The organism is Pseudomonas rustica (assembly GCF_049959085.1).
Classification (GTDB): Bacteria; Pseudomonadota; Gammaproteobacteria; order Pseudomonadales; family Pseudomonadaceae; genus Aquipseudomonas; species Aquipseudomonas rustica.
This window is the reverse complement of the sequence record NZ_CP188200.1, coordinates 4,894,039-4,909,204: the sequence shown is the minus strand read 5'-3', so window position 1 is coordinate 4,909,204 and position 15,166 is coordinate 4,894,039. Positions and strand designations below refer to the sequence as shown.

Here is a 15,166-nt window from a genome sequence, read left to right as displayed (position 1 = left end):
CTGTGGAGGGTCAGCGGCGGCGCATCAGGCCGATGAAGAAGAGGCCGCCGATGGCAGCAGTGGCGATGCCGATCGGCAAGTCTTCCGGCGCGATCAACGTGCGCGCTGCGACATCGACCCAGACCAGAAAGATGCTGCCAAGCAGCACGCACGCCGGCAGCAAACGCCGATGCTCGGCACCGACCAGGCGCCGCGCGATGTGCGGCACCATCAGCCCGACAAAACCGATCGAGCCGCTGATCGATACCAGCACACCGGTCATCAACGAGGCGATGACGAACACCCGCAAACGCACCGCGCGCGCATTCAAACCGAGGGTCACGGCGGTCTGCTCGCCGGCCATCAATGCGTTCAACGGTCGCGCCATGCCCAGCAGCAACATCAACCCGAGCAGCACGCTGGCCGCTGGCACCGCGAGCAACTCCCAGCGCGCCAGCCCGAGGCCGCCGAGCATCCAGAACATCACCGCCGAACTGGCGCGGTGGTCGCCCATGAACAGCAGCAGATTGGCGATCGCCATCATCACGAACGACACCGCCACGCCACACAGCAGCAAGCGGTCACTGTCGAGCCGGCCATGGCGACTGGCAATCGCCAGCACCACCAGCATGCTCAACAGCGCGCCGATGAACGCGGCGATCGGCAAGGTCAGCAGCCCGACAATTTCGCCGACATGCAGCACCACAATCACCGCGCCCAGCGTGGCCCCGGAGGTGACGCCGAGCAGATGCGGATCGGCCAGCGGATTGCGCGTCACCGCTTGCAGCACCGCGCCGATCAGCGCCAGCCCGGCACCGACCAGCGCGCCGAGGAGCATGCGCGGCACGCGGATCAGCCAGACGATATGTTCCTGTCCGGCGCTCCAGTTCACCTCGCCAACACCGAAGGCCTTGTGCAGCAAAATCCGCCACACCACGTCCACCGGCACCCGCGCCGGGCCGAAGCCGAGCGAGACCACGCACGACACCAGCAACACGGCGCCGAGGGCGAGCAGCAGCAAGGCATAGCGACGGTTGATCATTCGCCGTGGAAACCTTTGGCCAGGGTTTCAACGGCCAACACGTTGTCGATGCCCGGCGTGGCCTGCACATACGGAATGACGATGAAGCGTTGGTTCTTGATCGCATCGACCGATTGCAGCGCTTGGTTATCGAGCAGGAACTGGATTTTCTGATCTGCGGTGATTTCGCTGTAGTCGACGATCACGATCACCTGTGGATTGTGCTCGACCACGGTTTCCCAGTTGACCCGCGTCCAGCTCGCGTCGACGTCATCGAGAATATTGCGCCCGCCCGCCGCATCGATCAGCGCTTGCGGCATGCCGAGGCGGCCAGAGGTCATCGCGCGGTCTTCGCCGCTGTCATAAAGGAACACACGCGGCTTTTCTGCTGGCAGGTCTTTGCGCACGGCAGCGACTTGCGCCTGCATGTCGGCGATCAAGGCATTGGCGCGATCCTGCACGTCGAAGATTTTGCCGAGGTTGCGCAGGTCGTTGTAAGTGTCCTCCAGCGTCGCCGCCGGGCGCTTCATCACGAAAGCGCAGGACTCGGTCAACTCGTAGACATTGATGCCCAGCGGTTGCAGGGTTTGCGGCGTCAGGTCGCCGCCGACGCGCATGCCGTAATCCCAACCGGCGAAGAAGAAATCGACGTTGGCGTTGAGCAGGGTTTCCACCGACGGGTACTTCGCCGCGAGCTCCGGCAAACCGTCGAGCAGCGATTGCATCTCGGGTGTCACCGACTTCCAGCCACTGACGCCGCTGTAACCGGCCATCCGCGATTTGAGGCCGAGGGCGAGCATCATCTGGGTCATGTTGATATCGTGGCTGACTGCGTGTTTCGGCGCTTCCTTGAAGGTCACGTCGCGGTTGCAGCTGTGCACGGTCAGCGGGTATTTGGTCGCTTCGGCCAACGCCTCGGCACTGCACAACAGAAGAGCGACGCAAAGCAGGGAACGCAGGGTCATGGTCGGGTTATCCAGGTGATTCGCGGGTAGCCGTGGAGGGGATGCGCGTCGATCAACGCCTCGACGCCAAACACCTCGCGCAGCAATTGTTCAGTGAGGACTTCTTGCGGCGTGCCGCTGGCGACGATGCGGCCGTGATCGATCACGTACAAACGGTCGCAGAACGCGGCGGCCAGATTCAAGTCGTGGATGCTGGCGAGGGTGCCGATGTTCAGGCGTTTGACCAGTTGCAGCAATTCGAGCTGATAGCGCGGGTCGAGGTGATTGGTCGGCTCGTCGAGGATCAGCAGTTGCGGTTGTTGAGTCAGGGCGCGGGCGAGAATCACTCGCTGCTTTTCACCGCCGGAGAGGGTGGCGAAGGCGTGGTCTTCGAAGCCATCGAGGCCGACGGATTTAAGGGCCTGAGTGGCCAGATCGCGGTCTTCCCGGGTGTCACCGTCGAACAGACGTTTGTGCGGCGAGCGGCCCATGGCGACGACTTCTTCGACGGTCAGGCCGAAGGCATCGGGGAATTCCTGCAAGACCACGGCGATGCGTTGCGCGCACCAGCGTGAGGATTGTTTCCAGACGTTGTGGTGATCAAGTCTGACCTCACCGCTTTCCGGCGCGCTGAAGCGATAGGCACAGCGCAGCAGACTGGTTTTGCCGCTGCCGTTGGGGCCGATCAACCCGACGAACTCACCGGCGGCCACCTGCAACGAGGCGTCACGCAGCTGGAACTGGTGATGACAGTGGCCGTGGCCCAGCGGTGTCCAAGCGAGGTCGGTGAGGGTGAGTGAGGTCATGCGGGTCCGGTGTGATGTCGATGATTGTGGTGGTTCAGTGAGATTTTTTCCCCCTCACCCCAACCCTCTCCCCCAAGGGGTAGAGGGGGAAAGGGAGCCGATCTTCATGCTGTTCAAACCCTGAGTTCGACTCGGTATTTCAAGTCGGTGCAACTTGCCCAAACACCTCGGTCAGTCCCCTCTACCTCTGGGAGAGGGCTAGGGTGAGGGCAAGGCTTTTCAATCAAAAGGTGTAATCAGCGCTGACAAAAAACGAGCGCGGTTCGCCAAGGATCCACTGCTGCCCCTCATTGTATTGGCTTTGCGCATACCGGCGGTCAAACAGGTTGTTCACCTGCAAGCCCAGCGTCGTGTTGCGCAGCGCTTGCCACGACAACGTCGCATCGACCACGGTGTAACTCGGCAGCTCGTTGCGGTTGGTCATGTCGGCGTAACGCGCATCAACATACCGCACACCGGCGCCGGCCTTGAGATCATCGCTGAGCGCTTTGTTCAACCAAAGGTTGGCCGTACGCCTTGGTACGTCCACCGGACGATTGCCGTTATACGACAGCGTCTGGCCGTTCACCACCTCCGAGAAATCGTCGTACTTGGCCTTCACGATCGCCGCGTTCGCTTGCAGTTGCCAGGCATGCGGCAGTTGCAGATCGAGGCTCGCTTCCAGACCGTTAGACGACTGCTGACCCACCTGCTGCTTGAGCGTCGGGTTGCCCGGATCATCGGTCAGCAGCTTTTTCTTGACGATGCGATACGCCGCCAAGGTGAACTCGCCGCGCTGATCCCAGAACAACTGCTTCATGCCGACTTCAGTCTGGCGTGCCGTCGACAGATCGTACTGCTGCTGGCTCGGGCTCAGAGAAATCAGCCCGCCAATACCGTCGGTGCTGGTCGCCATCTGGCCGTAGAACGAGGTGTCCGGCGTCAACGCAAACACCAGCCCGGCCTTCCAGTTGTTGCCGGTCAGGGTCTTGTCGCTCTGACTGCCATCGAGCAGATTATTGCGATCGACGTGCACGTAATCGCGGCGCACACCGGTCACCAGCGACCAGCGCTCACTCAGTTGCGTGCGGTTCTCGGCGAACACCGACATCTGTTTGGTGGTGCTGTCGAACTGATCGCGATAAGGGTCGGCGCTCTCGAAAGTGCCAGCTTGCGGGTGATACAGATCCACGGCCTGGCCGTTCGGCAACACGTCGTTGAACGGCGAGTTGCTGTTGAGCTGGAAGCGGATGCGGTTGTACTCGACGCCGCTGACGGTCTGGCTGTCGAGGCCGAACAGCGAGTGTTTGAAGGTGAAGGTCTGACGGTCGCCAACCTGTTCTTGTTTATGGCCGATGCCGAAATAACCGCTGCGACTGAGTTGCTGCCTGCCCGCGTCGAAGTTGTAGTTCTCGGCGTTCTGCCAGCGGCGCTGGGCCTTGAGGTAATACAGCTCGTTGCTGGCGCTGACCGAGTCGTTGATCTGCCAGTCGCTGGTCAGACGCGTCCACTGATCGTTGTAGTGCTGTTTGTCGTCGCGCACGTTGTAGTTTTTGTTGCGCAAACTGTCCTGCAAATGGCCATTGATCAACGGCGTGCCGAAGTAGTTTTGCGGGCGCTGATCGCCGTAATCGTGGGCGAGGGTAAACGCCAGATCTTCGCTGGCCTGCCAGCGCAGGGCGGCGCTGATGAAGTCGCTGGAGGCGTCGCCGCGATCGATCCAGCCGTTGCTGCGCAGACGATTGAGATTGAGGCGATAGCTCAACGTATCGCTCAGTGAACCGCCGCTGTCGAAGGCCTGCTGTTGGCTGTCGTAAGAGCCGTAACCGACGCGCAGATGATTTTCGATGTCGCCCTCGAATGGCTTCTTCGGAATAACGTTGACCACTGCGCCGGTCGCGCCTTCGCCGTACAACACCGACGCCGGGCCACGCAGCACATCGACACGCTCCACCGACCAAGTGTCGACCGGGAACGTGACGGTGCCCATGCCGGTGTACATGCGGTTGCCGTCATACAACTGCATCACCGAACTCTGCCCGGTGAAACCGCGCGCCTGCAACGATGTGCCGCCATCGCCCGGCGTCCCGGTGCGGCTGATGCCAGTGCTGCGCGACACCGCGTCCTGCACGCTGCGATCGCCGCGTGCGCGGACTTGCTCGCCGCTGAGGCTTTCAACGCTGGCCGGGGTTTGCATGGCGCTGAGGTTCAGCCGCGAACCGGCGGTGGTCGGCGTGGTGAGGCTGACGGTTGCATCGTCAACGGCGGGCGCGCTGATGGTGCCGGTGGGCAACGTCAGGGGGGCGCTGTCGGCGTGGGCATTGTTCATGGCGAACAGGCAGAGGCTGGACAAGAGGTACTTGTTCATCGGTACGGTGAATCACTTCATCAAATGAAAAGCCCACGACTTGTGGTCGTGGGCAGAATGGCAAATTCGCGTTATACAGTAACACTAAAAATTGCCGGCATATAAGCCCCGGCAGTCTATAGAGCTGTCTAAATCGCGCATCTCGCCTGCTTCATGATGAAGTTGAGGCAGATTCAGGTTGGCGACCAAACCGCGACAGCAGCAGTCGATCCAGCAACCACACCACCACCAGCGAAGCGCCCACCAGCGGAAAAATCACCGCCAGCGCGAGCATGATGACCACGCCGGTTTTCCATTTCGGCAGGTCATGCCGCAGCGGTGGCACGCCGAATTTGCCCTGTGGCCGACGCTTCCACCAGATCACCACACCGCTGACGGCACTGAGCAGAATCATCAGGCAGATCAGCAACACGACGATCTGATTGAAGGTGCCGAACATCTTGCCTTCGTGGAGCATCACGCCGATTTCGGTGGCGCGGGCAACCGTGCCGTATTGTTCGAAACGCACATCGGCGAGGACTTTGCCGGTGTATTGGTCGACGTGCAGGGTGGCGTCGTTGCGCGGATCGTCGGCGAACACGGCGATGGTGAGCACGCCGGTGGCGGTGGTCGGCAGGGTGATGCTGTAACCCGGTTCGACCTTGCGCGCGGTGGCGATGTTTTGCACGTCTTGCAGGCTGATGCTCGGTGCCGCCGGGCCAGCGTTGGCGCCGCCGTGGGCCATGTGTTCGGCGTGGTCGCCGGACATCGGCATCGGCGTGTTTTCCATTGCCCAAGGCACGGTCTGGCGGGTGGCGCTGTTCAGGGTTCGCGCTTCAACATCGGAGGTCGGCACGTTGTCCCACATCGCTGCCGGGAACACGTTCCACACTTGCGCGTATTGCTTGCCCCAGAAACCGGTCCAGGTCATGCCGCTGAGCAGCATCACCAGCAGCAATGTCGCGCCCCAGAACCCGGTGACCGCGTGCAGATCCCGCCACAACACACGACCGCGACTGTTCAGCCGAGGCCACAAAATGCCTGCGGCCTGACCGCGCGGCCACCACAGGAACAACCCGGACACCACTAACACCACGCCCCAACCGGCGGCCATTTCGATGAGACGGTCACCGACGGTGCCGATCATCAATTCGCCGTGAATCGCGCGGGCGATGGCTTGCAGGTTTTGCTTGGCGTCTTGTTCGCCGAGGATGTCGCCGTGGTACGGGTCGACGAACACATTGAGTTCGTGACCGGCGTTGGTCACCACAAATTGCGCGCTGCGTTCGGCGTTGACCGGCGGCAGGTATTGGGTGACCTGGCCTTGTGGATAAGCGCTTTTTACCCGTTGCAGCAAGTCATCGGCCGGGACGCTGTGATGACCGGCGGGGACGTTGAGCAGGCTGCTGTACATCAATGAATCGAGTTGCGGTTTGAACAGGTAAATCATGCCGGTCAGGGCCAGCATCACCATGAAAGGGGCGACGAAGAGCCCGGCGTAAAAATGCCAACGCCAGGCGAGGTTGTAGAAATTCGGTTTGGGCTGATTCATCACGTGTGCTCCGCTGGGCGAATTTTTTTTAGATCAAGAGATCGCAGCCTTCGGCAGCTCCTACAGGGGTACATGCGGGCTGCGATCTTTTGACTTTCTTTTTAGAAACTCATGTCCACCTTGGTCCAGAGCGTGCGCCCCGGTTCGTTGATGGCTTGCGGGTCGTTGGCCGGGTAGCCGAATCCGGCGTTGCCCGCCAGGTTCAGGTGTTCGGCGTAAGCCTTGCCGAACAGGTTGTCGACGCCGCTGCTGACCTTCCAGTTTTTGTTGATCCGGTAGGCACCGTTGAGTGAGAACACGCCGAAGCCCGAACTCTTGTCGTAATCCTTGCCGACCACGTTGCCCTTGTTCTGGTCGATACGGTTTTGCGCAGCAACCACCCTCCACAGTGCGCCGGCGCTCCAGTTGTCTTTGGTATAGGTCAGACCGAAGCGTGCATCCAGCGGCGGCATTTGCGGCAGGGCCGAACCGTCGCTGCTGTTCTTGCCCCAGGCGTAGGCCAGGGTCGCATCGGTCTTCCAGTTGTCGGTGAGTTGATACGCGGCACCGAGTTCACCGCCCATGATTCGCGCGTCGATGTTCTCGGCGCGCGAGGTGCTCATGCCCATCATTCCCGGGGTGTAATCGAAGAGGATGTAATCGCGCACCACGCCGATGTAGCCCGAGGCCCAGGCTTCCAGATCGGCGCTCTTGTAGTTCACGCCGAAATCGAACTGCGTGGTTTTCTCCGGTTTGATCGAATCGAACGCGTTGAGCGAACCGACCGGGCCGCTGCTCGCCGAGAACAGCTCCCAGTAATCCGGAAAGCGCTGCGCGTGACCGAGGCCGGCGTAGAGCGTGGTCGGGCTGCCAGCGAGGTCATGCTCGTAGCGCACGAAGCCGCTGGGCAGGGTGTCGGCGCGGGTGTCGTCGGCGGTCGGATTGGGGCGGGTCATCATTCCCGAACCGCTGGTTTGCCGATAATCCTTGGCCGAGGCGCGGTCGACGCGGGCGCCGGTGATCAGCCGATCGCGGTCGGCGGCGTACCAGGTCATTTCACTGAACACGCCGTAGTTATGGAAATCGGCGTCCTTGGTGTAGGGCAGATCTTTGTAGGTGTCGACGCCCATTGAACTGCGCTGGCGATGCTCGTTGGTCTGCGCGTCGAGGCCGGTGATCAGTTGAATGTCGGCCCAACGCCAGGTCGCTTTGATCCGCGCACCGAGGGTGCGGCGGTCGACGTTGGACGCCATGGGCCCGGCCATCATCCCGGTGCCGGACGGCGTGCGCAGCGTGTAGTTGTCCATCACGTGGTCGGCGTAGTTGTAGTAGACCTGCGCTTCGAGTTTCTCCAGCACGTCGGTGATGTTGGATTTTTCGAAACGCAGGCCGAGGCTTTCACGCAGGAATTGCGAGCCGTCCATGCCGCGCCCAGCGTAGCGCGCTTCGCCGTCGCCCTTACCGGCGGTGAGTTCGATCAGGGTGTCGGCATCCGGCGTCCAGCCGACCGCGACGTCGCCGTTCCACTTGTCGTAGCGCGAGGCGACGATGTCGTTGTTGCCGTCGCGGTAATCGTCGGAATGCGCGGTGTTGCCGATCACCCGCACGTAACCCAACGGGCCACCGGCAGCTGCGTCGACAACCTTGTCGAAGCGTCCGTGAGAACCGGCCAGAACGCTGGCGTTCACCCGCGTGCCGAGTTCGCCGAAGCTCTCCGGTTCACGATCAAACAACACTGTGCCCGCCGAGGCGCCCGGGCCGTAAAGCACGGTTTGCGGGCCTTTGATCACGGTGAGTTTGTCGTAGGTTTCCGGCGAGATGTACGAGGTCGGCGCGTCCATCCGGCCGGGGCAAGCGCCGAGCAGCATGCTGCCGTTGGTGAGGATATTCAGACGCGAGCCGAACATGCCGCGCAATACCGGATCGCCGTTGGTGCCGCCATTGCGCACCAGCGCAAAACCCGGAATGGTTTTCAGATAATCGCCGCCGTCACTCGCCGGCACTGGTTGGCGTGGATCTTTTGGGTTGGTAACGATGGTCAGCGGTGAGCTCGGCGCGATCGCGGTGATCACCGTTGGACTCAGTTCTTCGTTGTGGCCGGTGTGATCATCGGCCAACACCAACGGGGACAGCAGGACGCCGCAAAGGACGGCGCTAGCGTGCCTGAAACGAATCCGTGATTCGTTCAAAGCGAAGGACGCCGGGGCGGAACCCGAGCGTGAAACAGCAGCAAACCTGGACATGACAATTTCCATCAAACAGTCGTAAACGACACGGCCGGCAGCCTGAAGCTGTCTTCTCAACCGTGTGCAATCAAAGGTGCGTGTTTACGCTGCGATGGGTGGTGCGCGGCTGCGGGCGCCGGGGAAGAAGGTTTGCCGGGCGTGGCCCAGGCGCGGGGAGGGCGGAGTGAAAGTGTTGAGTGGCGGGATGTTGAAGGCGACGAAATCGCCGCCGCCGGTCAGTGCCGGGCAATTGAACAGCAGGCTGCAATAGCCGCATTTTTCCCACAGCACGTGGTGCGAGGATTGTGGCGGGCAGTGTTCGGCGCTGGGTTTCGCGTCGTGTCCGGAGTGATCCATCCCCGGCATGTCCATCGACATGTCCATGCTCATTGGCAGGGAGGTCGAGGCGTGCTGATCCATCGGCATCGACTGAGAAATCAGTGGGCCGATGAAGATCATCAACATGGCGAACAGGGCGATCCAGCTGCCGCGAGTCAGGTGTTCAGTCTGACGGCGTGGCGCGGAGGGCCTGGCGCTCAGCGGGCGCATGGGCGGAATCTGCCGGAAGGCTTACTGAGCGTGCGCGTGAGCCTGCGTGGTTTCCGGGGGCTTCTTCTGCACCGAAACTTCGACGGTGACGTCGCCGGCCTTCTCGAAATGCAGCGTCAGCGGGAATTGCTTGCCGTCCGTGAGCAGGCTGCGATCAGTCGGGTTGAGCAGCATCACGTGATAGGCCATCGGCGCAAATATCACGTTGCCGCCAGCAGGGATTTCCACGCTCGGCACCTGCTGCATCTTCATCAGATCGCCCTGCATCACATGCTCATGCAACTGCGCTTCGGGGGCGATCGGCGAGACGACGCTGAGCAAGCGGTCAGCCGTTTTACCGCCATTGTGAATCACGAAATACGCCGCAACGGTCGGCGCATTCGGCGGCAATTCCTGCGACCACGGGTGGGCGATTTCAATCTCGCCAGCCTTGTATTCGTGGGCATTGGCGAAGCACGCGGGCAGCAACAGCGCAGCGATGACGATGAGTTTGTTCAACATGGCAGTTCTCCAGAACGATTTGAAACGCAGGTCAATTGCGAGAACAAATCAAACCAGAGGAGAGGCGCGGGGATTGAGGCTCGGCCATTGCTGGCGCGGAGTAGGGGTTTGCAGTGAGAGCGGCGCGACGCTGTGATTGCTTTCATAGCGGGCGAAATACAGCTGCGGCGAATGGCCCGGCAACGCCACCAATGGCGCAGAACCCGAGCAACACCAGCAATGCTGCATGTTGGAATGCGTGTCGTTGGCCGGCGCCTTCTGCTCGGGGGAACCGATGTTGATCGCGACCATCTTCGTCCCGCTGCCGGTGCAGAAACTGCTCCACAGCAACTGTTCGGCCGGTGAATTGGCCGCCTGCGCTATCGCCCCCGTCATCGGCATGGCGAGCATGTTGAACAGCACTGCAAAGCAGGCGATCCAGGCAAATGCTAGCCGTTGTCGGTTCATGGGAGAGATCCATTTGGGTGGGCGATCAGGCGCGGGCTATTTAGCCTGATCAGGGCCGATAAGTAAAAAAGCGTCGTGCGGTTTGGTGTCGCAGCGTTTTTCAAAGAGTGTAGCGGTTGCGAATCGCGACGCCAGTCAGGCCGCCTTCGCGAGCAAGCTCGCTCCCACAGTGATTGATGGCGTACGCAGAAAATGCGAACGCCGCGAACCCTGTGGGAGCGGGCTTGCCCGCGAAGGCGTCCTCAAGGTTTCTAACCTTTCAAACCAGGCCTTCAGTCGTGAGGGCCGCGAGGACTTCAGACGCCGACCCAAACTCCCTATCAACCCCCGGCAACACCGGCCGCTTCAACACCAGCACCGGCACTCCACGCTCGCGCGCCACTTCCAGTTTCGGCTCGGTGGCGGTGCTGCCGCTGTTTTTGCTGATCAGCACATCGATCTGCCGGCGTTCGAACAAGGCGCGTTCATCGTCGAGCAGAAACGGCCCGCGTGCGCCGATGACTTCGCAGCGCTCATTGCCGGGATAAACGTCAAGGGCGCGCAGTGTCCAGAATTGCTCGGCGGGGATTTCGTCGAGGTGCTGCAATGGTTCTCGGCCAAGGGTAAACAGCGGACGACGGAATGGTTTGAGGGCATTGATCAGCTCCGCCCAGTCGCTGACTTCGCGCCAGTCATCGCCCGCTTGCGGCTGCCACGCCGGGCGGCGCAGGGCCCAGCAGGGGATGCCGGTCAGATGCGCAGCGGTGGTGGCGTTTTGGCTGATTTGTGCGGCGTAGGGGTGCGTGGCGTCGAGCAGCAGGTCGATGCCTTCGGCGCGAATAAATTGCGCCAGACCTTCGGCACCACCATAACCGCCGACGCGCACCTGACAGATCAGATCGGTCGGCACACGACCGACACCGGCGAGGCTGTAAATGTGCTCCGGCCCCAGCGTACGGGCGATCGCGAGGGCTTCGGTGACGCCGCCGAGCAACAGGATTCGTTTACGCATCGAAGGGTTTAACCAGATCAAGCAAAGTGATCGGCAACGCTTGTCGCCACGTATCAAACTCGCCCAGCGGCTGCGCCTGCGCGACATGAATGCGCGTCAGCTCACCGCCGAAACGTTCGCGCCAGCTCATCAGGGTGACTTCACTTTGCAGGGTGACGGCGTTGGCCACTAGACGCCCGCCGGGTTTGAGCCGTTCCCAGCACGTTTCAAGCACGCCCTCACGGGTGACGCCGCCGCCGATGAAAATCGCATCCGGGCGCTCCAGACCTTGCAGCGCTTGGGGAGCCTTGCCGCGAATCAACTGCAAACCGGGCACGCCCAACGCATCTCGGTTGAGCTCGATCAATTGCTGACGACCGTCATCGGCTTCGATGGCCAACGCGCGGCAGCTCGGATGTGCGCGCATCCATTCGATGCCGATCGAGCCGCTGCCGGCGCCGACGTCCCAAAGCAATTCACCGGGCGTCGGGGCGAGGCGGGCGAGGGTGATGGCGCGCACGTCGCGTTTGGTCAGTTGGCCGTCATGTTTGAACGCCGAGTCCGGCAGGCCGGCAAGGCGCGACAAGCGTGGCGTGTTGGCGTCGGCGAGGCATTCGATGGCGATCACGTTGAGGTCGGCAGTCGAGGCAAGGTTCCAGTCGTGGGCGCTGGCGTCGATCCGTTGCTCGGCATCGCCACCCAAGTGTTCGAACACGCTCATGCGACTCGAACCAAAGCCGCGTTCACGCAGCAATTGAGCAACCGCCGCCGGGCTCTGTCCGTCATTGCTCAACAGCAGCAACCGCACGCCGCTGAACAACTGCGCATTGAGCGCTGCCAGTGGCCGCGCCACCAACGACACGATGCTCACTTCCTGCAACGGCCAGCCCAGCCTTGCCGCCGCCAGCGAGCATGACGACGGTGCGGGCAGAATCAGCATTTCATCACTCGGCACCTGCCGCGCCAGGCTGGCGCCGACGCCATAGAACATCGGATCGCCGCTGGCCAACACACAGACCGCTTCGCCGCGCTGCTCAAGCACCGGCGCGAGAGAAAACGGGCTCGGCCACAACTGGCGTTCGCCGCGAATGCACACCGGCAGTAAATCCAGTTGGCGTTGGCCACCGATAATCCGCGAGGCGTTCATCAGGGCGCGCCGGGCGTTTTTACCAAGGCCTTTAAAGCCATCTTCAGCGATGCCTACAACCGTCAGCCAAGGGGCCATACCTTCCTCAATCGTGTGCTTGCCATTATCCGGCGACATGATAGCGCGATGGCTGCCAACTGACTGCTTTCAATCTGTTAATTGGCGAACGGACACTAATTGTTTTAGTTGCTTTTGTTGGAATTGTTTTGAGGTTGTTATTCTCAGTGCAATGAACTGCCGTTTATAGATGAACAGGCAGTGATAATGAGTGCCAAGCAAGGTGCGTTAAATATACAGGAGTGTAGATATGAGTGAGATACAGCGGGCTGCAAGTACTTTGACTGATGGCGGTGCTTCAGTCGTAATGGGAGGCAATTTACTGTCGTTTCTCTCGGGTGTGGCCAAGGCAGATCAACGGTTTATTAAAGACAGTATGCGCTGGGCGGAGTTTAGAGCGGATCAACGCCATAACAGAAAACATGAACCTGCAGCATGGTTCGAATTTTACTCTGGCGTCCTGTGGTCTGTTGGCTGGGGGTTGGAATACGAACCGGTAATTGTTGCCGACAAAAAATTCACGGGAAACTTGTTGGACAAGTGGGCGAAATCGGTGTCGACGCTGATAAGTCGATCAAAAATTGCCGCAATGAAAGAGACCTTTCAGTTACTTGAGGTTAGCCCGGCTGGAATCGATGTGTTATCCGATGGCGCGCGCGCATGGGCAGACTTTCGTTTTTCCCCAGCACAATACAATGCGCAAAAAGAGTTGGAGATCGTGATTAGCAACGTGCGTTTTCTGCAAACTGACTGGAGTTCGAATTATCTATTCTGGACGGTACAGCACACCGGTGCGCAACTTGATATCCAGTCCAGGCGCTTTGCAATCAAACCGCGACAGATGGAAGAGTATCGCGCACGGTTAAGCGAAGCGGTGCTTGAAATGCGTACGGCGGAAATTGAACTGACGCGTTAAATCGTGGCTGGTGATGGAACGATTTTTAGTGTTGGCGTGACAGCTGAAATGAATTGAATGGAACGAAAGTTGATTAATTTTAAACGTGGGGCTAATTTGGTTTTACGCCAAGACGGCGTTTAAATAATTGCAGGGAATCAATAGTAATGAATGAATTAAATGAACAGGTAACTTCTGCTGCTCAACGTGTTGCATTAATTACGGAGTGCAATGAGTTTGTCGCGGCACAACCAGTAATGCATGCGCGCACCGTTCGGGCCGCTGCGAACTTGCCCATTGACAAGGATGAACTGAACGCCGCCATCATGGGGTCGGGTATCGCAGGTTTTGATGCGAGCATGTCCAAGCGCAGCAAGCGTATCGTCAAGAATACGTACATGTATGCCGACCTGGTGGCCTTGCTCAAATTTCCGGCGGCCAGTCAGAAAGAACAGCGATACAACGAGTTCATGCGACTGATGAAATTGACCGGATGGTTCGCCTTCAGCCAGCCGTATAATCGCTACAGTGCTTCTTCGCAAAAGCTCACGATGGACAATGTTGCCTTGACCATTATTCATGCGGCAGTGGGTGCAGCCATTGGCCAAGGCCAGACAGCATTGAAGGTACTGTCGACTGTCGCCGATGCAACAATGGATGCACTGAAGAACGAGCCTGAAGCATTGAAGCTTTTTGAAAACAACTCGAAGAAAGCCGAAGGTGGCAACTTCTGCATGTCCAGTGCCCTGGAAGATACCGACGGTGGCATTACCCTGGCCGTTGCAGCCGTGCAATACCTCGCCACTGCACAACCGACCAAAGTGTTGTTTATCGAGTGGGCCACTTCGGCAGTTGAAATCTATAACGGCGCGGCCACCATGCACATGGATGAAGAGGATTACTTGATGGTCGAGCCGCTGATTGTCAAAGCGCTGACCGAGCAGCGTGAAAGAGCGCTGAGCTATGAGTTCGGTACGAAGGCCTGAGTTTAAATAAAGCCAGAGACGCGAGTCTCTGGCTTTCCAGGAAGCTGAAAATGAACACAGGATTTAAAACTTTCGTCTGCGCCGGCGCGGTCATTCTGGTGGCGGACGAATTATCCGCAGCAGACCGATCCGATAGCCTTGATGCCCTGCTGTATGCTCAAACAGTCGCCGCCCATAAAGTTTCCGATGGCCGCGACGTTGAATCATGGGCCCACGCTAATAAAATGGCATTGAGAGCCACCGGTGCCCTGTTGCTGGACAACCCAGGCGTAAATTTTCCGGCGCCTTTACCTGAAAGCTTTACCGTGTTGGAGTTGGCAACCAGACTTCTGCACAGCTGGATTCCCGCGACGGTCACACGCGTGTGCGCTTCAGCGATCGAGGTGCAGTTGAAGCAAGTCTCCGCTGCGGTGGCTAATCAGAGTATCCAGCCACATGTTTTGTTGGAGGGGAATTGCATCAGATTTATGTTGGGCGTTGTTTCTTCCGGGACAGCGGTATCGACTGTGGTCGTGTCTTTTGAAGTTGCAGAAATCGTCGTCGATAATGTGCTTTATCATCGTTTCAATAACAAAAATATCCAGGGCCGCGTGTTTGTCGAAGGCTACAAAGCGCTGATCGATCCCGAGGATTATGGTTTTTCCCGGGCCAAGGTTATCTCGTTACTGGGCGAGCGCCGCCAAGAGCAAATCATCGCGTTGGCCTGAAATGCCCGCGAGGGCAATGCCCGTCGAGGGATATGTCTTGCAAAACCGACGGGCAGACTTTTCATGCCGGTGAAC

At 59.8% G+C, this 15,166-nt stretch carries 14 protein-coding genes; 3 read left to right on the top strand and 11 right to left on the bottom strand.

The features are described 5' to 3' along the window. Nucleotides 1–10: 10 nt before the first annotated feature. The 11 genes from ACP3TY_RS22395 to cbiE form a co-directional block, all read right to left on the bottom strand. On the bottom strand, nt 11–1,021 hold the full coding sequence (locus tag ACP3TY_RS22395) for a FecCD family ABC transporter permease (protein WP_426618517.1): 1,011 nt from the start codon (nt 1,019–1,021) through the stop codon (nt 11–13). Continuing rightward, on the bottom strand, nt 1,018–1,965 hold the full coding sequence (locus ACP3TY_RS22390) for an ABC transporter substrate-binding protein (RefSeq protein WP_426618516.1): 948 nt from the start codon (nt 1,963–1,965) through the stop codon (nt 1,018–1,020). Before ACP3TY_RS22390 ends, ACP3TY_RS22395 begins: the two co-directional genes overlap by 4 nt. Then, nucleotides 1,962–2,750 (bottom strand): ABC transporter ATP-binding protein, encoded by a 789-nt coding sequence (locus tag ACP3TY_RS22385; protein WP_426618515.1) that lies wholly within the window; start codon nt 2,748–2,750, stop codon nt 1,962–1,964. Before ACP3TY_RS22385 ends, ACP3TY_RS22390 begins: the two co-directional genes overlap by 4 nt. A 223-nt stretch (nt 2,751–2,973) precedes the next feature. Next, nucleotides 2,974–5,097: a TonB-dependent receptor gene (locus tag ACP3TY_RS22380; protein ID WP_426618514.1), complete on the bottom strand. Its 2,124-nt coding sequence runs from the start codon at nt 5,095–5,097 to the stop codon at nt 2,974–2,976. Nucleotides 5,098–5,248: 151 nt separating this feature from the next. Then, nucleotides 5,249–6,628: a PepSY-associated TM helix domain-containing protein gene (locus ACP3TY_RS22375; RefSeq protein WP_426618513.1), complete on the bottom strand. Its 1,380-nt coding sequence runs from the start codon at nt 6,626–6,628 to the stop codon at nt 5,249–5,251. Nucleotides 6,629–6,729: 101 nt separating this feature from the next. Then, nucleotides 6,730–8,850, bottom strand: a complete 2,121-nt coding sequence (locus ACP3TY_RS22370; RefSeq protein WP_426618512.1) for a TonB-dependent copper receptor — start codon at nt 8,848–8,850, stop codon at nt 6,730–6,732. 84 nt (nt 8,851–8,934) lie between these two features. Continuing rightward, the gene (locus ACP3TY_RS22365) at nt 8,935–9,381 is read right to left on the bottom strand and encodes a DUF2946 domain-containing protein (RefSeq protein WP_212544939.1); all 447 of its coding nucleotides are present in this window, start codon (nt 9,379–9,381) and stop codon (nt 8,935–8,937) included. Between the two features lie 21 nt (nt 9,382–9,402). Beyond that, a complete protein-coding gene (locus ACP3TY_RS22360) occupies nt 9,403–9,882 on the bottom strand; it encodes a copper chaperone PCu(A)C (RefSeq protein WP_426618511.1) in 480 nt (159 codons plus the stop codon). Nucleotides 9,883–9,930: 48 nt separating this feature from the next. Further along, on the bottom strand, nt 9,931–10,329 hold the full coding sequence (locus ACP3TY_RS22355) for a DUF2946 domain-containing protein (RefSeq protein ID WP_426618510.1): 399 nt from the start codon (nt 10,327–10,329) through the stop codon (nt 9,931–9,933). A 259-nt stretch (nt 10,330–10,588) separates the two neighbouring features. Next, nucleotides 10,589–11,320 (bottom strand): cobalt-precorrin-6A reductase, encoded by a 732-nt coding sequence (locus tag ACP3TY_RS22350; RefSeq protein ID WP_426618509.1) that lies wholly within the window; start codon nt 11,318–11,320, stop codon nt 10,589–10,591. Continuing rightward, complete coding sequence (gene cbiE, locus ACP3TY_RS22345; RefSeq protein WP_426618508.1) at nt 11,313–12,524, bottom strand: precorrin-6y C5,15-methyltransferase (decarboxylating) subunit CbiE; 1,212 nt, start codon at nt 12,522–12,524, stop codon at nt 11,313–11,315. The genes ACP3TY_RS22350 and cbiE overlap by 8 nt, the downstream gene beginning before the upstream one ends. A 229-nt stretch (nt 12,525–12,753) precedes the next feature. On the opposite strand from cbiE, the gene ACP3TY_RS22340 reads away from it, so the two are divergent. The 3 genes from ACP3TY_RS22340 to ACP3TY_RS22330 all read left to right on the top strand — a co-directional run bounded on the left by ACP3TY_RS22340 (nt 12,754) and on the right by ACP3TY_RS22330 (nt 15,091). Beyond that, nucleotides 12,754–13,419 carry a hypothetical protein gene (locus tag ACP3TY_RS22340; RefSeq protein ID WP_400647998.1) on the top strand — a complete coding sequence of 222 codons (666 nt, stop codon included), beginning with the start codon at nt 12,754–12,756 and terminating at the stop codon, nt 13,417–13,419. A gap of 146 nt (nt 13,420–13,565) precedes the next feature. Further along, nucleotides 13,566–14,384 carry a hypothetical protein gene (locus ACP3TY_RS22335; protein WP_426618507.1) on the top strand — a complete coding sequence of 273 codons (819 nt, stop codon included), beginning with the start codon at nt 13,566–13,568 and terminating at the stop codon, nt 14,382–14,384. Between the two features lie 50 nt (nt 14,385–14,434). Continuing rightward, nucleotides 14,435–15,091, top strand: a complete 657-nt coding sequence (locus ACP3TY_RS22330; protein WP_426618506.1) for a hypothetical protein — start codon at nt 14,435–14,437, stop codon at nt 15,089–15,091. Nucleotides 15,092–15,166: the final 75 nt, after the last annotated feature.

Coding starts and splice junctions, on each gene's coding strand:
- ACP3TY_RS22365 (WP_212544939.1), bottom strand. CDS start 9,381: ATGCGCCCGCTGAGCGCCAGGCCCTCCGCGCCACGCCGTCAGACTGAA.
- ACP3TY_RS22390 (WP_426618516.1), bottom strand. CDS start 1,965: ATGACCCTGCGTTCCCTGCTTTGCGTCGCTCTTCTGTTGTGCAGTGCC.
- ACP3TY_RS22385 (WP_426618515.1), bottom strand. CDS start 2,750: ATGACCTCACTCACCCTCACCGACCTCGCTTGGACACCGCTGGGCCAC.
- ACP3TY_RS22350 (WP_426618509.1), bottom strand. CDS start 11,320: ATGCGTAAACGAATCCTGTTGCTCGGCGGCGTCACCGAAGCCCTCGCG.
- ACP3TY_RS22360 (WP_426618511.1), bottom strand. CDS start 9,882: ATGTTGAACAAACTCATCGTCATCGCTGCGCTGTTGCTGCCCGCGTGC.
- ACP3TY_RS22370 (WP_426618512.1), bottom strand. CDS start 8,850: ATGTCCAGGTTTGCTGCTGTTTCACGCTCGGGTTCCGCCCCGGCGTCC.
- ACP3TY_RS22330 (WP_426618506.1), top strand. CDS start 14,435: ATGAACACAGGATTTAAAACTTTCGTCTGCGCCGGCGCGGTCATTCTG.
- ACP3TY_RS22335 (WP_426618507.1), top strand. CDS start 13,566: ATGAATGAATTAAATGAACAGGTAACTTCTGCTGCTCAACGTGTTGCA.
- ACP3TY_RS22375 (WP_426618513.1), bottom strand. CDS start 6,628: ATGAATCAGCCCAAACCGAATTTCTACAACCTCGCCTGGCGTTGGCAT.
- ACP3TY_RS22380 (WP_426618514.1), bottom strand. CDS start 5,097: ATGAACAAGTACCTCTTGTCCAGCCTCTGCCTGTTCGCCATGAACAAT.
- ACP3TY_RS22340 (WP_400647998.1), top strand. CDS start 12,754: ATGAGTGAGATACAGCGGGCTGCAAGTACTTTGACTGATGGCGGTGCT.
- ACP3TY_RS22395 (WP_426618517.1), bottom strand. CDS start 1,021: ATGATCAACCGTCGCTATGCCTTGCTGCTGCTCGCCCTCGGCGCCGTG.
- cbiE (WP_426618508.1), bottom strand. CDS start 12,524: ATGGCCCCTTGGCTGACGGTTGTAGGCATCGCTGAAGATGGCTTTAAA.
- ACP3TY_RS22355 (WP_426618510.1), bottom strand. CDS start 10,329: ATGAACCGACAACGGCTAGCATTTGCCTGGATCGCCTGCTTTGCAGTG.